The sequence below is a fragment of the Shewanella oncorhynchi genome (genome assembly GCF_012584455.1).
In the GTDB taxonomy this organism is placed as follows: Bacteria; Pseudomonadota; Gammaproteobacteria; order Enterobacterales; family Shewanellaceae; genus Shewanella; species Shewanella oncorhynchi.
In genome coordinates this window covers 58,644-78,303 of sequence record NZ_JABAEB010000007.1, presented here as the reverse complement: position 1 = coordinate 78,303, position 19,660 = coordinate 58,644, and the positions used below count along the sequence as shown (strand labels likewise).

The following is a 19,660-nucleotide window of genomic DNA, read 5'->3' as shown; positions in this document are numbered from 1 at the left end:
CTCCAATCCTAATAACCCGCTCACTCAGCATAAGAGTTAACATGATATTAGAGAAAAGCTTTTTGATCGCATTCATGCGATAAAGTAAGGTATTTTTAAATCATGACTCTGTACCCAAGAGAAAAAGCAATATCAGTGCTGTTGTCCATGTTGAGTAGGTTTTCGACGATAGTAAATTCAATTGCACTGTTATTCAGATAATACCTATAGCCTAGAAATACTTCGTGAGAAGGTTTTGAAAAGTCATTATCTGTTTTGAGTAAACCTTCATAGTGATGTAATTCAATCAGCCAACCATGGCGTCCCATTAAATACTCATAACCTAAAGATAACATTACAGCATGGTCTTTATAGTCTATTCCAGATAGACTTTCATCATTTCGTCTAAAGCTTATACCTGTAGTGGAATAAAAATGATGCATTCCAGATGTATAGCTATAATTCAGCTGTAATGCTTGTTCAAAACGGTTATCTACAAATGGGCCAGAATTAACATGGTTGTAATATAAGCTGCCACCTATTGATAGACCATAATTATCCTCACTAAGCAATTGATATTCTAAATAGAAATTTAGGGCATTCGTTAGCGTATCGCCAGAAAGATCAGGTTGATTGATACCATTCTTTGAAAATATTTGGTTTTTGTCTTTGATTGTATTGTCGCGGCCATTTTGACCCACACCAAATGCATCATGAAACCAGATAGTGACCGAGTCAAGATGGTTATCCCCACTAAAACTCCACTTATAATTAGTATCAAACATCCATTTTTCAGTGAGTTGCCACTTTATTCCGCCATTAAGAGAATTATGATAATAGTCAGCATAGTAATCGTCAGTTTCAGCCCATACACTTGCTACTGTTGCAGATCCGTATATTTCTTTTTTCCCTTCAGGCAGTGCAAATCCTGAACGAAGTAGAGGCGTTAAGCTACCCGCATGTGTAGGTGATTGGGCATGCACACGAAGTGGCCCATAATGACTATAATTGATATTTTCTGCGAAAGTACTCGGTAAAAATATTACCGTATAAATTAGAGGTGCTCTAATAGTCACAAATAAAATTTTCTTTGCATATTTCATCGAAAACTCTTTTTTAGCTAATCTCTATTAAAAGCAATGTTTTGTAGTGAGGCTGATGTTATGTATAAATGACTGAAAATTTTCTGTTTGAAGCAATAAAGTTTTTGATTAGACAGATTTCTAATTAATTTTAGAATTAAAAACTACAAAAAACATACCATAATAGTACAAGTGCGAGCCAGAATGACCTACAGATAAACGGGATTGTAGTGAGTATTAGTAAAGTGCTAATAACTGCCAGTAATATTGTCTGTTTACTCATTGTCTGGACGCTATCAAAGCGTAATTTCATGATGTTTCTCAAACATAAATTATTATGCTAACAAAGTAATAACATTGTTTATGTTGTTAGTTATAGGTAGTGGTATTTCAGATGGCATTGTAAATGAATAATCAGCACTAAATATACCGCTGCTATTTACTCGTGTAAATGTGTGTAACAGGTAATTGTCCCGTATTAGCGGTGAAAATATGGAACTGATAGTTCATGTTTTTTAATTAATATATTTATTTATCAGTCATATTAGTTATCGTAATTAAAGACCAATCTCAGTTTGCCAAACTTGTTTATCTAATGGATGTGCTTGTTTAAATTGTCCCTCAAACCGTAATAGATCAAAAATGAAATGGCCAGCCAGCCACGAATGACTGACCGGCCGCGCCGGGAAGCGTTTTTGGATAAAATGCGGAGCAGGTTAGCTGGGTGATTGACCTCCTGTTGCCGTCGCTTTGATATTGAATACTAGGCTGTACATCACTGGCAGTACGATGAGCGTCAGCAGAGAAGCGAAGCCTAGACCGAAAATAATTGTAATCGCCATAGAACCGAAAAACGCGTCGGGGATCAGCGGTATCATCCCGAGCATAGTGGTTATCGCGGCCATCATCACTGGACGAACACGGCTGACACAGGAGTCGATTAAGGCAAAATAGGCTGGTTTACCTTCACTGAGCTCGAGGTTGATCTGATCGACCAAGACAATACCGTTTTTAATCACCATGCCCGACAAACTCAGTAATCCGAGTAGTGCCATAAAGCTGAAGGGCGCATCGAACAACAAGAGTCCCGCTGAAACCCCAATCAATGCCAGTGGCACAGTAAACCAGATCACTAAGGGCTGACGCACTGAGTTGAACAAGAATACGGTAATCAAAAACATCGCCAGATAACCTAAGGGAATTGAGCTAAATACCGACGCTTGTGCTTCACCTGCGGTTTCAAATTCACCGCCCCATTCCAAGCGGTAACCCGCGGGCAAGCTGATCGCTTCGACATGGTCTTTGATTTTGCGCAGTACAGAATCGGCAGTTTCATTGCTACCAAGCTTAGGATCGGCCATTACTGCGAGCATGCGCATGCGATCGCGGCGCATCACCAGCGGATTTTCCCACTCAGTGTTGAAGCTACTGACTACTTGGGTGGCGGGCACAAAGGTATTGTGTTCGCTGCTCCAAATTTGCAGCTTCCATAGGCTGTCGGCCTGCAAACGTTCTTCGGCGGGCGCTCTGGCGACGATGGGCAGCAAGTGGCTGGTTTCTCGGTATAAACCAATTTGCTTACCGCTAAAGTTAACCAATAGGGCATTGTCGAGATCTTGCTTACTGATCCCTGTTTCGCGCGCTTGGGCATTTTCCAGTTGCGGACGGATCAGGGGCACCTGATTACGCCAGTTGTGACGTATGCCATCCATGCTTGGTTCGGCGTGGAAAATCGCCTCGGCTTGAGCACCTAAAGCGCGCAGCACTTCTGGGTTATCACCGTAAAAGCGTGCCTCAATTTTGGCGGCGGGCGAAGGGCCGTTCTCCATGTTTTTTAAACGATATTGTGCCTGTGGGAAACGTTGATTTAACAAGGTTTCTAATTCTGGCATATAGGCTTTAACTGCGTCTAAATCCTGCATTTCTACAATCAACTGGGCAAAGGCGGGATAGCCTTTTTCTGGCTGATAGGGCAGTACGAAGCGCTGCGAACCTTGGCCAATAACGGTTGTTAAGTGTTTTAGCCCAACGTCTTTTTGCTCGTTCAGCGTAAGCATTAACTTCTCGATATCAGCGGTAAAACGCTCGGTCGCCTTGATGTCAGTCCCCTCTGGCATCCAGATATCCACAAAGAAAATCGGCGTGTTAGAAGCAGGAAAGAACACATTCTTGATATGACCAAAGCCCACCACAGCGCTGAAAAGCATAGTGATAACCAGCAGTATGCTCACCAGTCTAAAGCGCAGCGCTACAATTAAGCTTGTGCGATATAAGCTGAAGAACCAGCCCTTGTAGGGGTCTTGGGCTTCTTCATCGCTCGGCGCATCTTTAAATAACAGATGACAGAAAAACGGCGTGAGTGTGATGGCGGTGATCCAGCTGATAAACAGTGAAATCATCAACACTTGGAATAAAGAACGGCAGAACTCACCGGCGGCATTTTGCGATAAGCCAATGGGGGCAAAGGCAATAATGGCAATCACAGTCGCGCCCAATAACGGCCACTGGGTTTGGGACACTATCTGTTTGGCCGCTTCCAAACGGGTCTTACCGCGACGGATACCAATTAAAATGCCTTCAGTAACGACAATAGCGTTATCGACCAACATACCAAGGGCAATAATGAGTGCGCCGAGGGAGATGAGCTGTAGCTCAATCCCGAGCACTTTCATCACGATAAAAGTACCTAGAATCGTCAGCAGTAAGATCAGGCCCATCAACAGGCCTGAGCGCAATCCCATAAACAGCAGAAGCACGGCGATCACTATGGCAATGGATTCCATTAGGTTGATTAAGAAGCCGTTAACTGTCTCATCTACCGCCTGGCTTTGATTATAAACCGTCGCTAAATTCATGCCGATTGGGCGTTGCGATTCAAGCTCGGCTAAACGGTCACTGACCTTTTGCCCGATTTCGACTACATTCACACCACTAGAGAAAGAAATCCCCAGCGATAACGCAGCTTCACCTTTATTGTGATAAAGCTCGTTAGGGGTTTCGTCATAATCCCTTTCAATATTGGCAATGTCGCCAAGGTAAATCAGCTCAGAACTACCCGGAGGGCTGACGATTAAACGCGCGAGATCCTGCACATTGCTAAATTCGCCCGTGGGATGAATGCGGATACGGTTATCGCCAATCACTAAGCTGCCCGCGTTAGAGACGACGTTTTGATTGTTCACTAAGCCATAGATATAGCTCTGATCTAACCCCAGTGCCGATAGCTTTTGCTGGGAGATTTCAATCACGACTTGCTCGGTGACGTTGCCAGCAACAGAAACCTTTTTCACTCCAGGTACTAGCACTAGCTCACGGCGCAGATAGTCGGCGTAATTGCTCAACTCGCGGTTGCTGTAATCAGGTCCCGAAAGGTTAAATAAAATGCCATACACATCGCCAAAGTCGTCCATCACCTGTGGCGTTGCTGTGCCCGGCGGCAAGTTTCCCGCAGCATCATTAACTTTACGACGCACTTCATCCCACACCTGCGGCAGGCTGGTTTTATCGTAGCTTTCTTTAATCTCGATTTGGATTTGTGATAAACCCGCACTATTAATTGAAGTCACATGCTTAATGGCGTCGAGTTGCTGCAGGGCATCTTCGAGCGGTAATGTCACTTCTTCTTCAACTTGCTCAGGCGATGCACCGGGATAAGCCGTGATCACTAAAGCTTCTTTAATGGTAAATTCGGGGAATTCTAGTTGCCCCAAACCGGTAAAACTGACGCTACCACCCACGAGTAGTAGCAACACAAACATCCAACTGATGACTTTGTGGCGTATCGAATATTCTGCAATGTTCATCAATTACACCCCACGCTGCCAGCGTAGTGGTTTGACTTTCATGCCATCGGATAATTGAGACACTCCAGCGCTGACGATGAGATCGCCCTTGTTGACGCCCGTTAAAATCTCAACACCTTGATTACTCACGCGTCCTAGCGTCACCATCGTCGGTTTTACTTCACCCGATTGCGCTTGATAAATCCACACTTGCACTTGGCCATCTTGGTCGCGCTTATCGATAGCGGTCACTGGCACTACCGTTGACGCAAGGGCACTAGGATCTTTGACTAAGGCTAAGGTCAACTCGGCACTCATTCCTGGAAGTAACTGAATATCTTGAGGTTGAGGTAACGAAAACACCACTTCATAGGCTTGGGTGCCCGGCGTGACTTGAGTCGAGTATTCTTTAAATTTGGCATCGAAACTTTGCTCGGGGAAGGCACTAAAACGCACCTTAGCTGTAAAATGAGCTTGATCGGTATATTGCTTCAAACCCGCCGCCATCGACTCGGGAACTTGAATGCTAATATCGAGCAAATTATTGTTTTGTAATGTTAATACCCCTTGGTTTGCTTGCACTATTTGGTGGTTATCCACTAAACGTTTGGCGACTGTACCGCTAAAAGGTGCCGTTAAACGGGTGTAACTCAGTTGATCGCGTGCAGCGGCTAAGGCGGCGGTGGCCGATTTGAGTTGCGCTTGAGTGCTATCAAACTCAGATTGTGAAATCAGCTTGCGATTGAGTAGCTCGACTTTACGTTTAAAGTCAGCGGCTAACAGTTCATGCTCCGCCTCGCGGGTCATTAAATTATTGTGGGCGTCCCTGTCATCAAGTTTTGCGAGTAAGCTACCTTGAGTGACTCTTTGCCCTTCAACTAATGCTAATTCTGTTAATTGTCCTGAAATGCGGAACGACAATTCTGCGCGACTATTGGCGGCAACGCGGGCTGGAAATGTTCTGAAATCTCCGTCTTCTACATTGAGTACTTCAAACAGTTTAACCGGACGAATTGTTGCCACTTGCACTGAACTTTCCGCAGGCGAACAACCACTGATCAGGGCTGGAAGCAGCATTGTCAGCGGCAAGAGTCGATATGATTTCATGGTGGAGATTTCCTAGTTAACAAATTGTCAGCATTTCTGGGCGCGAAGATACCAGCTAAATTAGTTGCAATAAACGGGATACTTTGGGATTATCAGTCCCACATAATGAGATTGAACTTAAGGTCAAAATGAAGACAGAGGACTTAGCGTTATTCCACCGAATTGCTGAAACCGGTAGTTTGATTGAAGCGGCGGATTTACTTAACTTACCTAAATCGACTGTGAGTCGACGTTTGCAAGCCTTGGAAGATGAGCTGAACATTAAATTGTTCCACCGTCAGAGCCGCTCTATGACGCTCACTTCTGCGGGCAGTCATTTTTACCAGCGCTCGCAGAATATTTTGGCTCAGCTCGACGAAACCCTATTCGAAATGACCAATGACGATGCTGAGATCAGCGGGCATTTGCGTATTCAAATGTTCCCTATCCACAGCATGAAAATCTTGATGCAAGCCATTTTCCGCTTTATGGATATGCACCCTAAACTCACCTTAGAAGTCATCAGCAGTTCAGAATCCGTTGATATGGTGAAACATAATCTCGATGTGGCCTTTGTAGTCGAGCCTGCGTTGGATACCTTAGATTTAGTGGTGCGGCCAATTTTTACCACTGACTTACGTTTTTACGCCAGTCCGCAATATTTAGCGGCACACGGTACACCTAAAACACCGAAAGAGATTGAAGCACATAATGTGTCTATGTTCCGTTTATCCAACGGCAAAATTTTTAATGAGTTATTTATCGGTTCAGAACAAGAGGTGAGAGTCAGAGGCAATTTCTGCTCGAACAGTATTGAAGTGGCGGTTGAGTTTGGATTGCAAGGACGCGGTATCGTGTATGCGCCTGCTGAAGTCGTGGATGAATATGTACAAAGCGGTGAATTAGTGACTTTGTTACCTGAAATCCAGCCCCACCAAGGCGAGTGTTTCTTAGCTTATCCATCAAGACGTTACGTAAGTTTAGCCTGTCGACGCTTTATCGACTATATCATGCAAGAGTTAGTACCAAATGGCGTGCCGATCAACATGAGTGAGCAAGGCCCACGTCGATCCTGCAAAGCCTCTACTGGAGCGTTTTCAGACGACGTGTTGCGCTTTCCCGTTAAAAAATCAAGCTAGTTTACCCCTCGCTAATGGCGTTTGCGGTCGTGATCTTTGTGGGCTCACAGATCCGCTGCGCCAGCCAGTAACAGGCAATTCCCATCAAAATATTGGTCACAGGTAGCGCGAGCAGCAGGCCTTTAACGTCACCTATATACGATCCCAAGGCTGCTAGCGGCAGCATGAGCAGCACTAAGCGGCACAGATTGATGACTAATGAACTCATAGGCCTGTGGTAGGCATTGAGGGAGGTCGCGACAATAATCACTATACCCAAAGGTCCGTAGGCGCAGGGCAGCACTAAGATATAAAAACTTAGCCATTCGATAACCTGTGGATCGGTACTGAATAAATGCGCGATAGGCTCGGCTAAAAAGATCAGGGGGATATAGAGTAAGGTTTGGAAAATAAAGATAAATTTTATCGATAACAGCAGGGCTTCTTTCGCCCTTTGTGGCTGTCCTGCCCCTAAGTTTTGCGCAATAAAGGGCATTAAACTCGACGACAGTGCCATCACCACTATTAATAGCACTGACTCTAACCGAGTACCGGCACCAAAGGCTGCCACTGCGCTGTGATCGATATGCGCCAACATGGCCATAATAATGGCATTGGCTAGTGGATTGATTAAATTCATCAAGGCGGCGGGTTGTGCGATATGGGCTAATTTGCTCCAGTTCGCGCGCATTCTGTCTATGTCAAAGGCGGTCCATTCGAGCATTTTGCGCCTGACAATCAACAAATATCCCGACAAAGATAAGGCAATCAACCAAGCGAACAGGGTTGCAATTGCGGCGCCTTGGATTTCTAAACGTGGAAATGGCCCAATACCAAAAATCAGTAACGGATCGAGGATAAGATTGATGAGTGCCGCCAGCGCCATGATCATCGCCGGCGAGCGGGTGTCGCCAGTGGAACGTAAGCCTTGATTGCCTACCATCAACAATACCAGCAGCGGTGCGCTGACATACCAGTAAATCATATAGTCGTGGATCAGCGGCAAGCTGTCATCGTTTGCCCCGAGTAAGCGAAACAATGGCGTAATAAAAATGCTACCCAGTGCGGCTAAACTGGCGATCAAGACAAAGGTGAGCAATAAGGCATCATGCAAGAACACTTTGGCCTTGTGGGCATTACCCGAACCGATAAGTCGGCCTAAATTGGTCGAGACTCCAGCGCCAATACCAATGGCGATGCTAGAGATCACTAAGGTTACCGGAAAGGTAAAACTGATGGCGGCTAAGGCTTCGGTGCCCAATTGGCTGATAAAAAAAGTGTCAGCGAGGCTGAAACCTAGAATGGTCATAATGCCAATTAAGTTGGGGAGGCTCATGTTGAGCAGTACACGACCAATTGGCGCGGTGAGCAGCCCGTGTCTGTCTTTCATGGAAAAATAGTGCCTTGTTAGCGAGCGGAGGCGAGATTCTAGCAGGATTGTGCGGACTTGAAAAAACCGACATCAAAAAATTGAAGTTTTTTTTGTAAATGCCCTTGGATCTCGACACTGTCAGCCCCATATCTCAGACAGCAAAAGAGCAGACTAAGGTGTCTGTTTTTTTAATCACAAATAGGCTCGATTGTAGGGCATCAAATCATTAGGAGAGTTCATAGATGAATATTCGTCCATTACATGACCGCGTAATCGTTAAGCGTCTAGAAGTTGAATCAACATCAGCGGGTGGCATAGTACTGACTGGTAGCGCCGCTGAAAAATCAACTCGCGGTGAAATCCTTGCTGTGGGCAATGGCCGTATCTTAGAAAATGGCACAGTTAAGCCACTGGATGTCAAAGTGGGTGACGTGGTGATCTTCAACGAAGGTTACGGCGTTAAGAAAGAAAAAATCGACGGTCAAGAAGTCTTGATCCTGTCGGAAGCTGACCTGATGGCAGTAGTGGGTTAATCCTCAGCATCAATTCGACATTCCAATTAATCATTAAAAATTTAAAGGATAATCAAGATGGCAGCTAAAGAAGTTGTATTTGGTAATGACGCTCGCGTAAGAATGCTGGCTGGCGTAAACATTCTCGCAAACGCAGTAAAAGTGACCTTAGGCCCTAAAGGCCGTAACGTGGTATTAGACAAGAGCTTCGGCTCACCACTGATCACTAAAGATGGTGTTTCTGTTGCCAAAGAAATCGAGTTAGAAGACAAATTCGAAAACATGGGCGCGCAAATGGTGAAAGAAGTTGCTTCTAAAGCCAACGACGCCGCCGGTGATGGTACTACTACTGCAACTGTACTGGCTCAAGCCATTGTTGTTGAAGGCTTAAAAGCCGTTGCAGCCGGTATGAACCCAATGGATCTGAAGCGCGGTATCGACAAAGCCGTTATCGCTGCAGTTGCTGAATTAAAAGCCTTATCACAACCTTGTGCAGATTCAAAAGCGATTGCACAAGTTGCGACTATCTCTGCAAACTCTGACGAATCTATCGGCGAAATCATCGCAACTGCGATGGAAAAAGTCGGTAAAGAAGGCGTGATCACAGTTGAAGAAGGCCAAGCGTTAGAAAACGAATTGGACGTAGTAGAAGGTATGCAGTTTGACCGTGGCTACCTGTCTCCATACTTCATCAACAAGCCAGAAACGGGCAGCGTTGAATTAGATCACCCATTCGTACTGTTAGTAGACAAGAAAATCTCGAACATTCGCGAACTGTTACCTATCCTTGAAGGTTTGGCAAAAACCGGTAAGCCATTGCTTATCGTTGCTGAAGACGTTGAAGGCGAAGCATTAGCAACATTAGTTGTGAACAATATGCGCGGTATCGTGAAAGTGGCTGCTGTTAAAGCACCTGGCTTTGGCGATCGTCGTAAGGCAATGCTGCAAGACGTAGCAATCCTGACTGGCGGTACTGTTATTGCTGAAGAAATCGGCCTAGAGCTTGAAAAAGCAACGCTGGAAGATTTAGGTACAGCTAAGCGTGTTGTGATCACTAAAGACAACACCACCATCATCGATGGTAACGGCGAGCAAACACAAATTGCTGCACGTGTAAGCCAAATCAAACAACAAGTTGAAGAATCAACTTCTGACTACGACAAAGAAAAACTGCAAGAGCGTATGGCTAAATTAGCTGGCGGCGTAGCAGTGATTAAAGTTGGCGCAGCGACTGAAGTTGAAATGAAAGAGAAAAAAGCCCGCGTTGAAGATGCTCTGCATGCAACTCGCGCTGCGGTAGAAGAAGGCGTGGTTCCTGGCGGCGGTGTTGCTCTGGTTCGCGTAGCTTCTAAGATCGCTGACGTTGAAGTATTAAACGAAGACCAAAAACACGGTGTGGTTATCGCACTGCGTGCAATGGAAGCACCACTGCGTCAAATCGCCACGAACGCGGGTGAAGAAGCGTCAGTTGTTGCTAACACAGTGAAGAACGGCAGCGGTAACTTCGGTTATAACGCCGGTAATGACACTTACGGTGACATGTTAGAAATGGGTATCCTTGACCCAACTAAAGTGACCCGTTGTGCATTGCAATTCGCTGCGTCAATCGCAGGTCTGATGATCACTACAGAAGCTATGGTTGCTGAAATTCCACAAAATGCTGGCCAAGATATGGGCGGTATGGGTGGGATGGGCGGAATGGGCGGCATGATGTAATTTTTGCTGGTCTAAAACGTTGATTACGGCGTTGCTGCTCGCTCACATACACACAACGTATGCTACGCTCACAGCGCCTTGTATTGAACGTTTTATCCTGCGCAAAAACGTCAGACCCCTAGGCCTAAGTTCTTAGTCCGCTAAGAGCGACACCTAAAAAAAATCCCTGATACTTAATTGTGTCAGGGATTTTTTGTATCTGAGGAGACTAAAGCCGCGTTGATTCACCACTCTAGATAATATTAGGAGCAGAAAGCTAAACGTCGTGGTAAAGCGCCTTGTTCTAACTCGATTTATCCTACGTAAGATACTTTGCTGGTCTGGAGCCTAAAAGCCTCAAACCAAAGTTCTTGTAAAAGAAAAACCCCGATACTGGTAACAGTATCGGGGTTTTGTTTTTGGTCTGGCAACTTGGGGAAGTATTGGGTGTACTTACCTACACTTTTTGAGATTTAAGCACTGAAATTGTTGCTAAAAGTGTAACATCGTATACTTTTGCTGGTGGTTAGATGGTTCCATCATTCTTGATTGCTTTTAAAAGCAAAAGCAAAATCAAAGTCGTGGGGCTTCACCCCACACCCGACCAAGGAGGACTGCTCGTCCTATCCTCCTTGGATGCTCCAAGACGCCCCTATCGGAGTTGAAAGCCCCTTGGGCATTAAGCGTCCTTATGCTACCGCGTCAGACGCTCGTCCCTGATTCGACTGACGCTATCTCGGCATCCATGCCTCGCTCACGCAACGAACGCAAATGCCCTGCGGCAACTCCGAGGGATGGTGAACTTCTGTAATCTCGGTGTCGGCAGTTAAACCCAAAAGAGTTATGCCTGTCCCATCTTTGCTCTAGATTGTATTAGGAGCAGAAAGCTAAACGTCGTAGTAAAGCGCCTTGTTCTAACTCGATTTATCCTACGTAAGATACTTTGCAGTTCTTGAACCTAAACGCTTTAAACGAGCCGTCTTAGAAAAAGTTCCATATCGAATGATATCGGAGCTTTATGTTGGAAATTATGTTATCTAAGTTGACTCTAATACCATTAATATTTAGAAATGAAGTTATGGCCAATAGCATCGACTAATAGGGCTGAAAACTATGGGTAAAACACCTAATCAGGTACTTTAAATCAGCGACCGTTTCATGCTTGTAACTCGCACTATAGTGTAATATTATCAGTGTCTCTTTAGCGTTTCGGGCTTTAATTTTGCCTAGTCGGGCGTTTCGCCAGACACTAACTTATTGAGGTCACTTGGGAGCACCAGCAAACTTTCTGCTGAGCCTTTCGTACCTCAAGGATCACCAGAAAGTTTGCTGGTGCCTCCTTTAGTAAAGAGAGACTATAACGAGCATGGTTCCCATGCTCGTTTTATTTTACAGGGCAGTTCATCTCCAACAATATATGAATAAAAATAAATTTGAAGATGTTTTAATAGATATATTTAGCGACCTAAATGTAAATAATTTTCAGGTAGAATATTCTATTAAAAAATTTTTCTTATGTGGAGGGGAAATTAACATAGCAAATGAGAAAACACCTTCCTTTAGAGATCGCTTTATGCGACATACCGCTCAAAGTTACGACAGTATTTATGATGCAATTGTATTAGCAGAAAGCTTTAAAGATTATTTTAAAGAAAATGTGTATACAGACTTACTAGTTTTTGAGAGAGACATCGCAAACATTGCAACACTGGTAATTATAATTCTTGAAAGTCCTGGTGCACTGGTTGAACTAGGTATGTTTTGTAACAAAACAGATCTATATAAAAAGCTTATTATTGTTGCAAATCAAAAGCATACTGAACATGAAGATTCTTTTATATACTTAGGCCCTCTGGAATATATTCGAAGGAAAGATCCAACATCGGTCGCAGAATACCCATGGAATGATATTGTTCAAAAAAATGATTACGACTCGTTAGAAGATCTGTGTTCTGTTATTAATGATAAAATCGAAAAATATCCATCTTCTGAACGACTGAAAGTTGATAATTCTGGTCATATTTCGTTTCTTATTTCAGAGATAATAACATTATGCTATCCAATTTTGATTGGTGAGATAGAACTGATATTCTTAGCACTTGAAATAGAGATATCAATTAGTCAGATACAAAGATCATTATACTTACTAAACAAAATTGGCGTTATAAGTAGCAGAAAATATGGCACTAGCTATAAATTTTACTACCCGTTGATAAAGGATAAGAAAACAGTCCGCTTTGGGGGGACGAAGTCAGGGAAAAAAGTTGATTCACTAACTCTTAGAATGGCTATTAACCAATCTTTCATAAATGAAACTGATCAGCTATCAGGAAGAAGAGTTAATGTGTTAAAGCTAATCAACAGTAGTTTATTGGTGACTGTATGAATTTGATTAAATTCTTAAAGGAAACGACATTAATACCAGAGGATGAATTATTAAAATTCGCTTCAACTGCACCTCACAGATATAAAGAGTATGACATACCCAAAAGAAATGGGAAAGGTGTAAGGCACATCGCTCAACCATCCAAGGAACTTAAGTTTTTCCAAAAGATTATTGTAAATTACCTGAGTGATATACTTCCTGTTCACGAAAAAGCAACAGCATACAAGCAACGGGTTGGAATAAAAGAAAATGCACTTTACCATTGCGGGAATGAATTTATTTTAAAAATGGATTTTGAAAACTTTTTCCCAAGTATAACACCAGATGTTTTATTTCATCTCTTTAACAGATTAGATATAAAATTTGATAAAACGGATGAGTTTTTTCTTGAAAAGCTATTATTCAAAAAGGGAAGGCGTGATCGTAATTCATACTTAAGTATTGGTTCTCCAAGCTCTCCATTTATTTCAAACTGTATAATGTACTTCTTCGATATAGAAGCGGATAGAGTATGTGGGAATAGAGGAATAACATACAGCCGTTACGCTGATGATATAACATTATCCACGAAAAAGAGAAATAATTTATTCGACATGCCTAAGTTGCTTAACGAAATGCTAACTAGAGAGCTTCTAGGCTTCATAAAAGTAAATAAAGATAAAACAGTCTTCTCCTCAAAAAGGCATAATAGACATATAACAGGCGTAACGTTAAATAATGATGGGGATATTTCTCTTGGTAGAGATAGGAAACGCCTAATATCCTCTATGATTCACAGATTTAAGTCAGGCCAACTTGACAGCATTCAAACTGCTGAACTGCAAGGATTGATTTCATTCTCATACTATATTGAACCATTATTCTTAAATAGACTAAAATTAAAGTATGGCACTGATATTATTGATAGAATAAAAAGTTACAATGTACTGTAGTATATATAGAGTTTTTTAATGTAAGTAGTGTCAGAGTTAACTTTGTTTGGCGTCATTTTTGAGGCGCCAAATTTGATATTATCTCATGATTTTTCACGTTATTCGTTTTAGTTCGTCTTTATATTTATCAATTCCAATTCCAATTGCTATGCCTTTGTTGGTTTCGCCCCCATTTTCCAGATATATATCCAAAAATATAATAACCTCGGTTTTAGCAAGACATTCATATCTTGTAAAGTGTTTGACAGCAGTGGCTGCCCTACCGATTTTACTTCTCGCGATTTTTAAAATTAAGCGAGAAAAGACATATTTCTTTCTGAGTTATTTACAAGAAAAATATAGGTATCTTTGAGTATTCCAAGCTTCTATCACTTGGCCGTAGGGTTATATAAAAATGGCAGTCTTACGTGTGATAGATTGAAGACTATCTCGATGATAAATTGGTTGAATACTAATATATTGGCAGACATTTAAGCTGAACAAAAATAGTGGGTTAAGCTCTTATTCTCAATTACAATGCACTATTTTCATTCGCTAAATGCGGCATTAAATGAGCAGGAAACCCAGTATGAATATCCCAATGATTACCGCGCTTCAGAGTGCTATTACCGAAGCGCTCGCGAGTATACCAACCGCTGAGGCGGAGCAGATCTATGCATTGTCTTTCTATATCAACAACGAATATGACGATCCCCGTCTACCTACGCTGACAGTCGGCTATAACACAGTCGACGAGTGGCATGCCTCGATTCCAAAGGCTTCTAGCTCTGACGAAGCAAAATGGAACTATGCCTTCTGGCTTCAAAACGAACTCCTCGTCTTTGGGGATTCTGACTCTCAGACTGCGGATATCTTAGCTCGCTGGGTGGCCGATCTCGGTCTCGGGTACAGTGATGCGGAGGAAGATGTCGATTTTGATCGCTGCCTTGAGCTCGGTCAGGAGATAACCGAGCAATTTGTTGCCGCAGTATGCGTTGTCGCTTCTACACTCCATTCCAACTTAACCGTTAGTCGCGTTTTTGGTCGTTCGGTACCCATCATAGTTCACGAGCTCGAGTACTATAACGAGATCGCAGATCAGACAGAGGCCTGTAACCCTCCCAGACTCGCCGAAGAGTTCGTTTCTTGGGTGCGCTCAATCTAACGTTAGTTATCAGTTATAGGTGGTAAGGATATAGGGCTGATTGGTTGGCGGTTTCAATAAGTCTAATCACATAGCTTAATCACATAAGAAAAAAGGATGCATCGATGAACGATGAGCAATAAGAGAAGGGGCTTGAGGTGCGTCGTGCTGTGATGGGCGATAGCTATGTGGATAAGGCGCTCAATAGTGCGACGGATTTTACGCAACCGCTGCAAGATTTAGTCACGGCGAATTGCTGGGGTGAGGTTTGGGTGCGTGATGCTATCTCAAGGCAAACGCGCAGTTTGATTACTATTGCGACGCTGGCGGCATTAAAGGCGCCGACTGAGTTAAAGGGCCATGTGCGGGGCGCGCTAAACAATGGCTGCTCGGTTGAAGAGATCCAAGAAGTCTTACTGCATTGCACCGTTTACTGCGGTATGCCTGCGGGGATTGAGGCTTTTCGAGCGGCGAAAGAGGCGATTGAGGAGTGGCAGGCGCAAAACAGTTAGCTTACTTGGTATTGATCATTTTGAGCGTCAATGGCTTTGAGGTTTAGTTGCTGTGAGATTTAGTTACTTTGAGGTTTAGTGGTTTTAACATTCGCTAGGGGAGCTGAGTTACGCGGATTCCCCTAGCGTATGATGGCTACAAACTTGAACAGTCTGCGCTTATTTTTGTAGCTGGGCTTTTGCGGCTTCTACTTTTGAGAAATCCAAACCGAGTTCAAGCACGGCTTCTTTGATCAAGGCCGGTTTCTGCATCACTAGCCCCAGCAGTTGTTGTAATTTTTCGGCTGGGATGCCTAATTGACCGAGCGTGCCCATCGCCATTAATGGATTTTCGGTTAATGTTTGAAACAGTTCTTGGATTTTAGCGTCACTGACGTTGTGTTCTTTTAAGATGGCAATAATGGGATTCATTGCATTACCTTGTTGATATGAAAGTTAAACAGGTGCCGATTTTATCACAGTTCTGCCAGAGTGGTTGCCTCACACATGCGTACCCGTTGGATGTTGCCACGCTTTGCCTATGCCATTAAGCGCATTAGATTTTATCCCCAATAAGCTTTACTCTGGTGACGTATTCCCCAAAATCTGCCGATAAAACCTGAGCGACTGTCGTGCATCGTGAGCCGTTGCACTGGATATTGTGGCTCTAGATATGATTGCCTTAGATATCATGGCGCAATGCGATTGGGTAATCGCTGGCTTTTATCATCCCTTAAAAAAGAAAGGAACTGTGGTTATGCTTGATGTTGTCGCGAACCAAGACAAAAGTATTGTGGTTAAACAGTTACGATACGGGCGTGATAATGAGGTGCTAGTGGTCGATGAGTGGCAACTGCACCCTGCTGAACATTGGGCGATTTTCGCGACCGACAGTTATTGTGGTTCCTTGCTCGGGCGAATATTAACGGGTGATATTCTGCCCGATGAAGGGACGATTGCTGGCCTGCCGCAACGTATCGGCTGGGTGTCACTTGGACTGCAGCAAGCGTTGCTGGAGCGCGAGTTAGAAAAAGACGAGTTGGATTACGGTTCGAGTGTCGAATCCTTAGTATTGGAATGCTGCCAAGATGCCAAGCAACTCCCAGCATTATTACAAAAGGTTGGGCTTGAGCCTCTGCGTCGGCGCGGTTTTCGGCAATTATCCACGGGCGAAACGCGCAGAGTCATGCTGGCACGTGCACTGGCAATGTTACCGCAATTGCTGATTTTAGATGACCCTTATGCAGGGCTCGATGCTGAACATCAGGCGAGCTTATCTGAGCTGCTGAGTGAAGTGGCCGAGCATAGCCAGTTGCTGATCATTACCTCTCGTCAAGAAGAATTGCCGCCGTGCATCAGTCATGTAGCGCTGTTTAATGGTGAGATGCTCAAATCGGGGCAGAGTGTGCATAAACTCAGCCCGTCGATGTCGATTGAGCAATGGCACAATCATCCTGTGATGGCGCAGCTGAATGCGTTATCGGCGCAACGTAGCGATGAACTCTTGGCCTTGATGGAGCGGCAAAGGCACAACGCCGAGGCGTTTGATCCTCTGGTCGAGATTAAAAATGGCAAAGTGGAATATGTCAGTGGGCTGATTTTCAGCGGCGTGAATTGGCGCATCGAGGCGGGGCAACATTGGCAAGTTCGCGGCCCAAATGGCTGCGGTAAAAGCACTTTGCTAGGGCTGATTTTAGGCGACCATCCCCAATGCTATAGCAACGACATCACGCTCTTTGGCCGACCTCGCGGAAGCGGCGAGAGTATTTGGCAGATTAAACAACGGATTGGCATAGTATCGTCGGCGCTACACTTGCAATATCGCGTCAGTTGCTCGGCATTAGATGTGCTGCTTTCGGGCTTTTTTGACTCTATTGGCCTGTACCATAAACCCACTAAACCTCAGCTGGATTTGGCGAAGGAATGGTTGGCGATTTTGCACATGACAGGGTTGGCGAGCACCAGCTTTAAGAAGCTCGATTATGGTCAGCAGCGGTTACTGCTGATAGGTCGCGCCTTGATTAAACAGCCACTGTTGCTGATTTTAGATGAGCCGTATCAGGGCTTAGATTTTATCAATCGCACCTTAGTGATGCGGGCGCTGGAGATGATAGCCGAGCATCATCTGAGCCAATTGCTGTACGTGTCGCACCATAGGGAAGATGCCTTACCTGCGATTAAAAACTTTGTCGATTTTATCAAGCAAGATGACGGCTATTCGGTACAGGTGAACTACTGTGAGTCTGAGGATTTAACCCGTTTAAATCAGTAAATGCCACCTATCGCAACAGCTTAACGGCTGCTTATTTGTTTGCAGAGTTTGTCATTATCCCTCGGCACTCCAACGCAGATTAAAACTGACCTTAATGGGCGCTAGCCATTGAGTGTGTTAGTCACGCCAGACAGCAGTTCTGTTAATTAGTCATGCTTGATATAGGTAACTGTGAGCCGTCTTACAGTTTTGAATGTCGTTGGCGCGAATAATAGTTTCTGGCCTAGGCCAGAAACTCGTGACAGTTTTATGGTTCATCCACTGAACTTATTCATCAAGTCAGTTATCACGCTTGATAATCCAGAACGATGGACTCCCTTAGCGAGATGAGCCCTAGATGAGCCTTAGTGTCGTGCGCTGTAAACAAGATGTGCACTAAGACCTAAAACACGATTTCAAGACATATAAGACGACTTAAAGATAAAAACATTTATGCCAAGACCCAAAAAATACCGTCAATTATCGAGCTGTGTGCCCTGTAGCCTATTTAAGCCTAATGGGATCCCTGCGGTTAAATTAACCCATATTCAATTAGAGGCCGATGAGTTTGAGGCCCTCGAACTGGGTGACGTCAAAAGATTAAGCCAGATCGAAGCCGCGGCCTTGATGGGGATTTCTCGGCAAACCTTTGGATACCTTCTCGCCAATGCCCGTAAAAAGGTGGCGACGGCTATCACTCAAGGTCAAGCCTTGAGGCTGCCAACCCAAACAGACAAGGATTTATCATGATTATTGCCATGCCGATGAGCCGCGAACGCCTCGCCAGTCACTTTACAAAAGCCCTACAAATTGGCTTTTATAATGAACAGTTTCAGCTGATTAAGCTGGTCGATAACCCGGCAATTGAGGGTGACTGTAGTGCTAAAAAAGCCTTATTAGAGCTGATTACCCAACAAGGTACCGACATTGTACTTGTGCAGAATATTGGTGAGCGCATGTTAGGAAAGTTGCTCGATGCGGGGATTAGCGTGAGTAAAGGCAGTGCGAGCCAAACAGTGGCGACTTTACTTGCACAAACTGCGGATCTTAATCTTAGGTTGACGGATGCATCCCAAGGTCGCGCTTCACTCAAACATGCAGCCAAGGGTGGATGTTGTCATTCTACAGGTGACGGCTGCGGTTGCAGTGGTAAAGCTAAAGCAGCACCTGGTTCAACACGTCTTATAAGTACGCCAGCAGTACAGGTTAAGCTCGATAAGTCAGTGCATTACGCTGGGTTTAGACCCTTGGTAAACAAATAATCTCACTGTCTAATTTGAATTATTCCGTCACGATCAAACCATAGGGGCGGGCAAGCGCCCCTCGAATATCCGCTAACGAAAACACCTTAGAAAACCGTCCAAAGGTTTTGCCATAAAACACACATTCCACCACCGGCAAGGCAAATACATTGCGGCTCGCCGCTATCTCACCTTGGGCTTGGCAATCAATATAGGCCATCCGCATCAGCGGGAACGCTTGCGCTAACATCTCTGCAATTCTCGGTTTGAGCGTTTGACACACACCACAGTTTGGCGCGCCAAATAACAACAGCACCGCCGCATGCTCAGTTAACATGGACTCAAGCATCTCAGGTGAATCAATGTGCGTGATGATATCAGTGTGCATGCGTTGCCATTTGGAAGTTGTGATGGGTATCAATTCATGGGCTAGTTTGCGTATTTCTAGGGTTAAAGCCAGCCCATTTTTACCACGCTACTACTGATAAATTGACCAAGGTAGAATAAGCCAAGCATGAGAAGCCCGATACTGGCAGCAATCACTCCGATTTGCTGTAAGCCTGTCAGGCTATCTCGCCATTGTTTTAGATTATTTATCATTTCACTACCT

Annotated in this window: 17 protein-coding genes; 10 read left to right on the top strand and 7 right to left on the bottom strand. The window is 44.3% G+C overall.

Annotated features, from left to right (window positions below; genetic code table 11):
- Positions 1-95: 95 nt before the first annotated feature.
- From HGO26_RS12760 to HGO26_RS12750, 3 genes are all read right to left on the bottom strand, one after another.
- Positions 96-1,082, bottom strand: coding sequence for a DUF3187 family protein (locus tag HGO26_RS12760; protein ID WP_211085909.1), 987 nt, complete (start codon positions 1,080-1,082; stop codon positions 96-98).
- Between the two features lie 695 nt (positions 1,083-1,777).
- Positions 1,778-4,864: an efflux RND transporter permease subunit gene (locus HGO26_RS12755; protein ID WP_168825556.1), complete on the bottom strand. Its 3,087-nt coding sequence runs from the start codon at positions 4,862-4,864 to the stop codon at positions 1,778-1,780.
- A 3-nt stretch (positions 4,865-4,867) separates the two neighbouring features.
- Entirely contained in the window at positions 4,868-5,950 is a 1,083-nt protein-coding gene (locus tag HGO26_RS12750) for an efflux RND transporter periplasmic adaptor subunit (RefSeq protein ID WP_105251364.1), read from the bottom strand.
- Positions 5,951-6,078: 128 nt separating this feature from the next.
- Between HGO26_RS12750 and HGO26_RS12745 the strand changes: the two genes are divergently transcribed.
- Positions 6,079-7,068 carry a LysR family transcriptional regulator gene (locus HGO26_RS12745; RefSeq protein WP_113940006.1) on the top strand — a complete coding sequence of 330 codons (990 nt, stop codon included), beginning with the start codon at positions 6,079-6,081 and terminating at the stop codon, positions 7,066-7,068.
- A gap of 1 nt (position 7,069) precedes the next feature.
- On the opposite strand, the gene HGO26_RS12740 is transcribed toward HGO26_RS12745, so the two are convergent.
- Positions 7,070-8,437 (bottom strand): MATE family efflux transporter, encoded by a 1,368-nt coding sequence (locus tag HGO26_RS12740; protein ID WP_168825554.1) that lies wholly within the window; start codon positions 8,435-8,437, stop codon positions 7,070-7,072.
- Between the two features lie 224 nt (positions 8,438-8,661).
- Between HGO26_RS12740 and HGO26_RS12735 the strand changes: the two genes are divergently transcribed.
- From HGO26_RS12735 to HGO26_RS12705, 6 genes are all read left to right on the top strand, one after another.
- Positions 8,662-8,952, top strand: coding sequence for a co-chaperone GroES (locus HGO26_RS12735; RefSeq protein ID WP_006086113.1), 291 nt, complete (start codon positions 8,662-8,664; stop codon positions 8,950-8,952).
- 57 nt (positions 8,953-9,009) lie between these two features.
- Positions 9,010-10,647 (top strand): chaperonin GroEL, encoded by a 1,638-nt coding sequence (gene groL / locus HGO26_RS12730; protein ID WP_168825552.1) that lies wholly within the window; start codon positions 9,010-9,012, stop codon positions 10,645-10,647.
- Positions 10,648-12,001: 1,354 nt separating this feature from the next.
- Positions 12,002-13,012, top strand: coding sequence for a retron St85 family effector protein (locus HGO26_RS12720; protein WP_211085908.1), 1,011 nt, complete (start codon positions 12,002-12,004; stop codon positions 13,010-13,012).
- Positions 13,009-13,944: a retron St85 family RNA-directed DNA polymerase gene (locus HGO26_RS12715; RefSeq protein ID WP_168825550.1), complete on the top strand. Its 936-nt coding sequence runs from the start codon at positions 13,009-13,011 to the stop codon at positions 13,942-13,944. The genes HGO26_RS12720 and HGO26_RS12715 overlap by 4 nt, the downstream gene beginning before the upstream one ends.
- 580 nt (positions 13,945-14,524) lie before the next feature.
- Entirely contained in the window at positions 14,525-15,088 is a 564-nt protein-coding gene (locus tag HGO26_RS12710; RefSeq protein WP_168825548.1) for a hypothetical protein, read from the top strand.
- A gap of 152 nt (positions 15,089-15,240) precedes the next feature.
- Positions 15,241-15,579 (top strand): carboxymuconolactone decarboxylase family protein, encoded by a 339-nt coding sequence (locus HGO26_RS12705; RefSeq protein WP_247651549.1) that lies wholly within the window; start codon positions 15,241-15,243, stop codon positions 15,577-15,579.
- Between the two features lie 159 nt (positions 15,580-15,738).
- Here HGO26_RS12705 and HGO26_RS12700 read toward each other — a convergent pair whose 3' ends face one another.
- Complete coding sequence (locus tag HGO26_RS12700) at positions 15,739-15,990, bottom strand: DUF2999 family protein (protein ID WP_006083102.1); 252 nt, start codon at positions 15,988-15,990, stop codon at positions 15,739-15,741.
- Between the two features lie 325 nt (positions 15,991-16,315).
- On the opposite strand from HGO26_RS12700, the gene HGO26_RS12695 reads away from it, so the two are divergent.
- From HGO26_RS12695 to HGO26_RS12685, 3 genes are all read left to right on the top strand, one after another.
- Positions 16,316-17,830, top strand: coding sequence for an ATP-binding cassette domain-containing protein (locus HGO26_RS12695; RefSeq protein ID WP_168825792.1), 1,515 nt, complete (start codon positions 16,316-16,318; stop codon positions 17,828-17,830).
- A gap of 432 nt (positions 17,831-18,262) precedes the next feature.
- The gene (locus HGO26_RS12690) at positions 18,263-18,559 is read left to right on the top strand and encodes a DUF134 domain-containing protein (RefSeq protein WP_168825546.1); all 297 of its coding nucleotides are present in this window, start codon (positions 18,263-18,265) and stop codon (positions 18,557-18,559) included.
- Positions 18,556-19,071 carry a NifB/NifX family molybdenum-iron cluster-binding protein gene (locus tag HGO26_RS12685; protein ID WP_168825545.1) on the top strand — a complete coding sequence of 172 codons (516 nt, stop codon included), beginning with the start codon at positions 18,556-18,558 and terminating at the stop codon, positions 19,069-19,071. The genes HGO26_RS12690 and HGO26_RS12685 overlap by 4 nt, the downstream gene beginning before the upstream one ends.
- Before the next feature lie 19 nt (positions 19,072-19,090).
- On the opposite strand, the gene HGO26_RS12680 is transcribed toward HGO26_RS12685, so the two are convergent.
- Together HGO26_RS12680 and HGO26_RS12675 are read right to left on the bottom strand one after the other, a co-directional pair.
- On the bottom strand, positions 19,091-19,438 hold the full coding sequence (locus HGO26_RS12680; protein WP_168825542.1) for a thioredoxin family protein: 348 nt from the start codon (positions 19,436-19,438) through the stop codon (positions 19,091-19,093).
- Between the two features lie 62 nt (positions 19,439-19,500).
- Positions 19,501-19,650 carry a hypothetical protein gene (locus tag HGO26_RS12675; protein ID WP_168825540.1) on the bottom strand — a complete coding sequence of 50 codons (150 nt, stop codon included), beginning with the start codon at positions 19,648-19,650 and terminating at the stop codon, positions 19,501-19,503.
- Between the last annotated feature and the right edge of the window lie 10 nt (positions 19,651-19,660).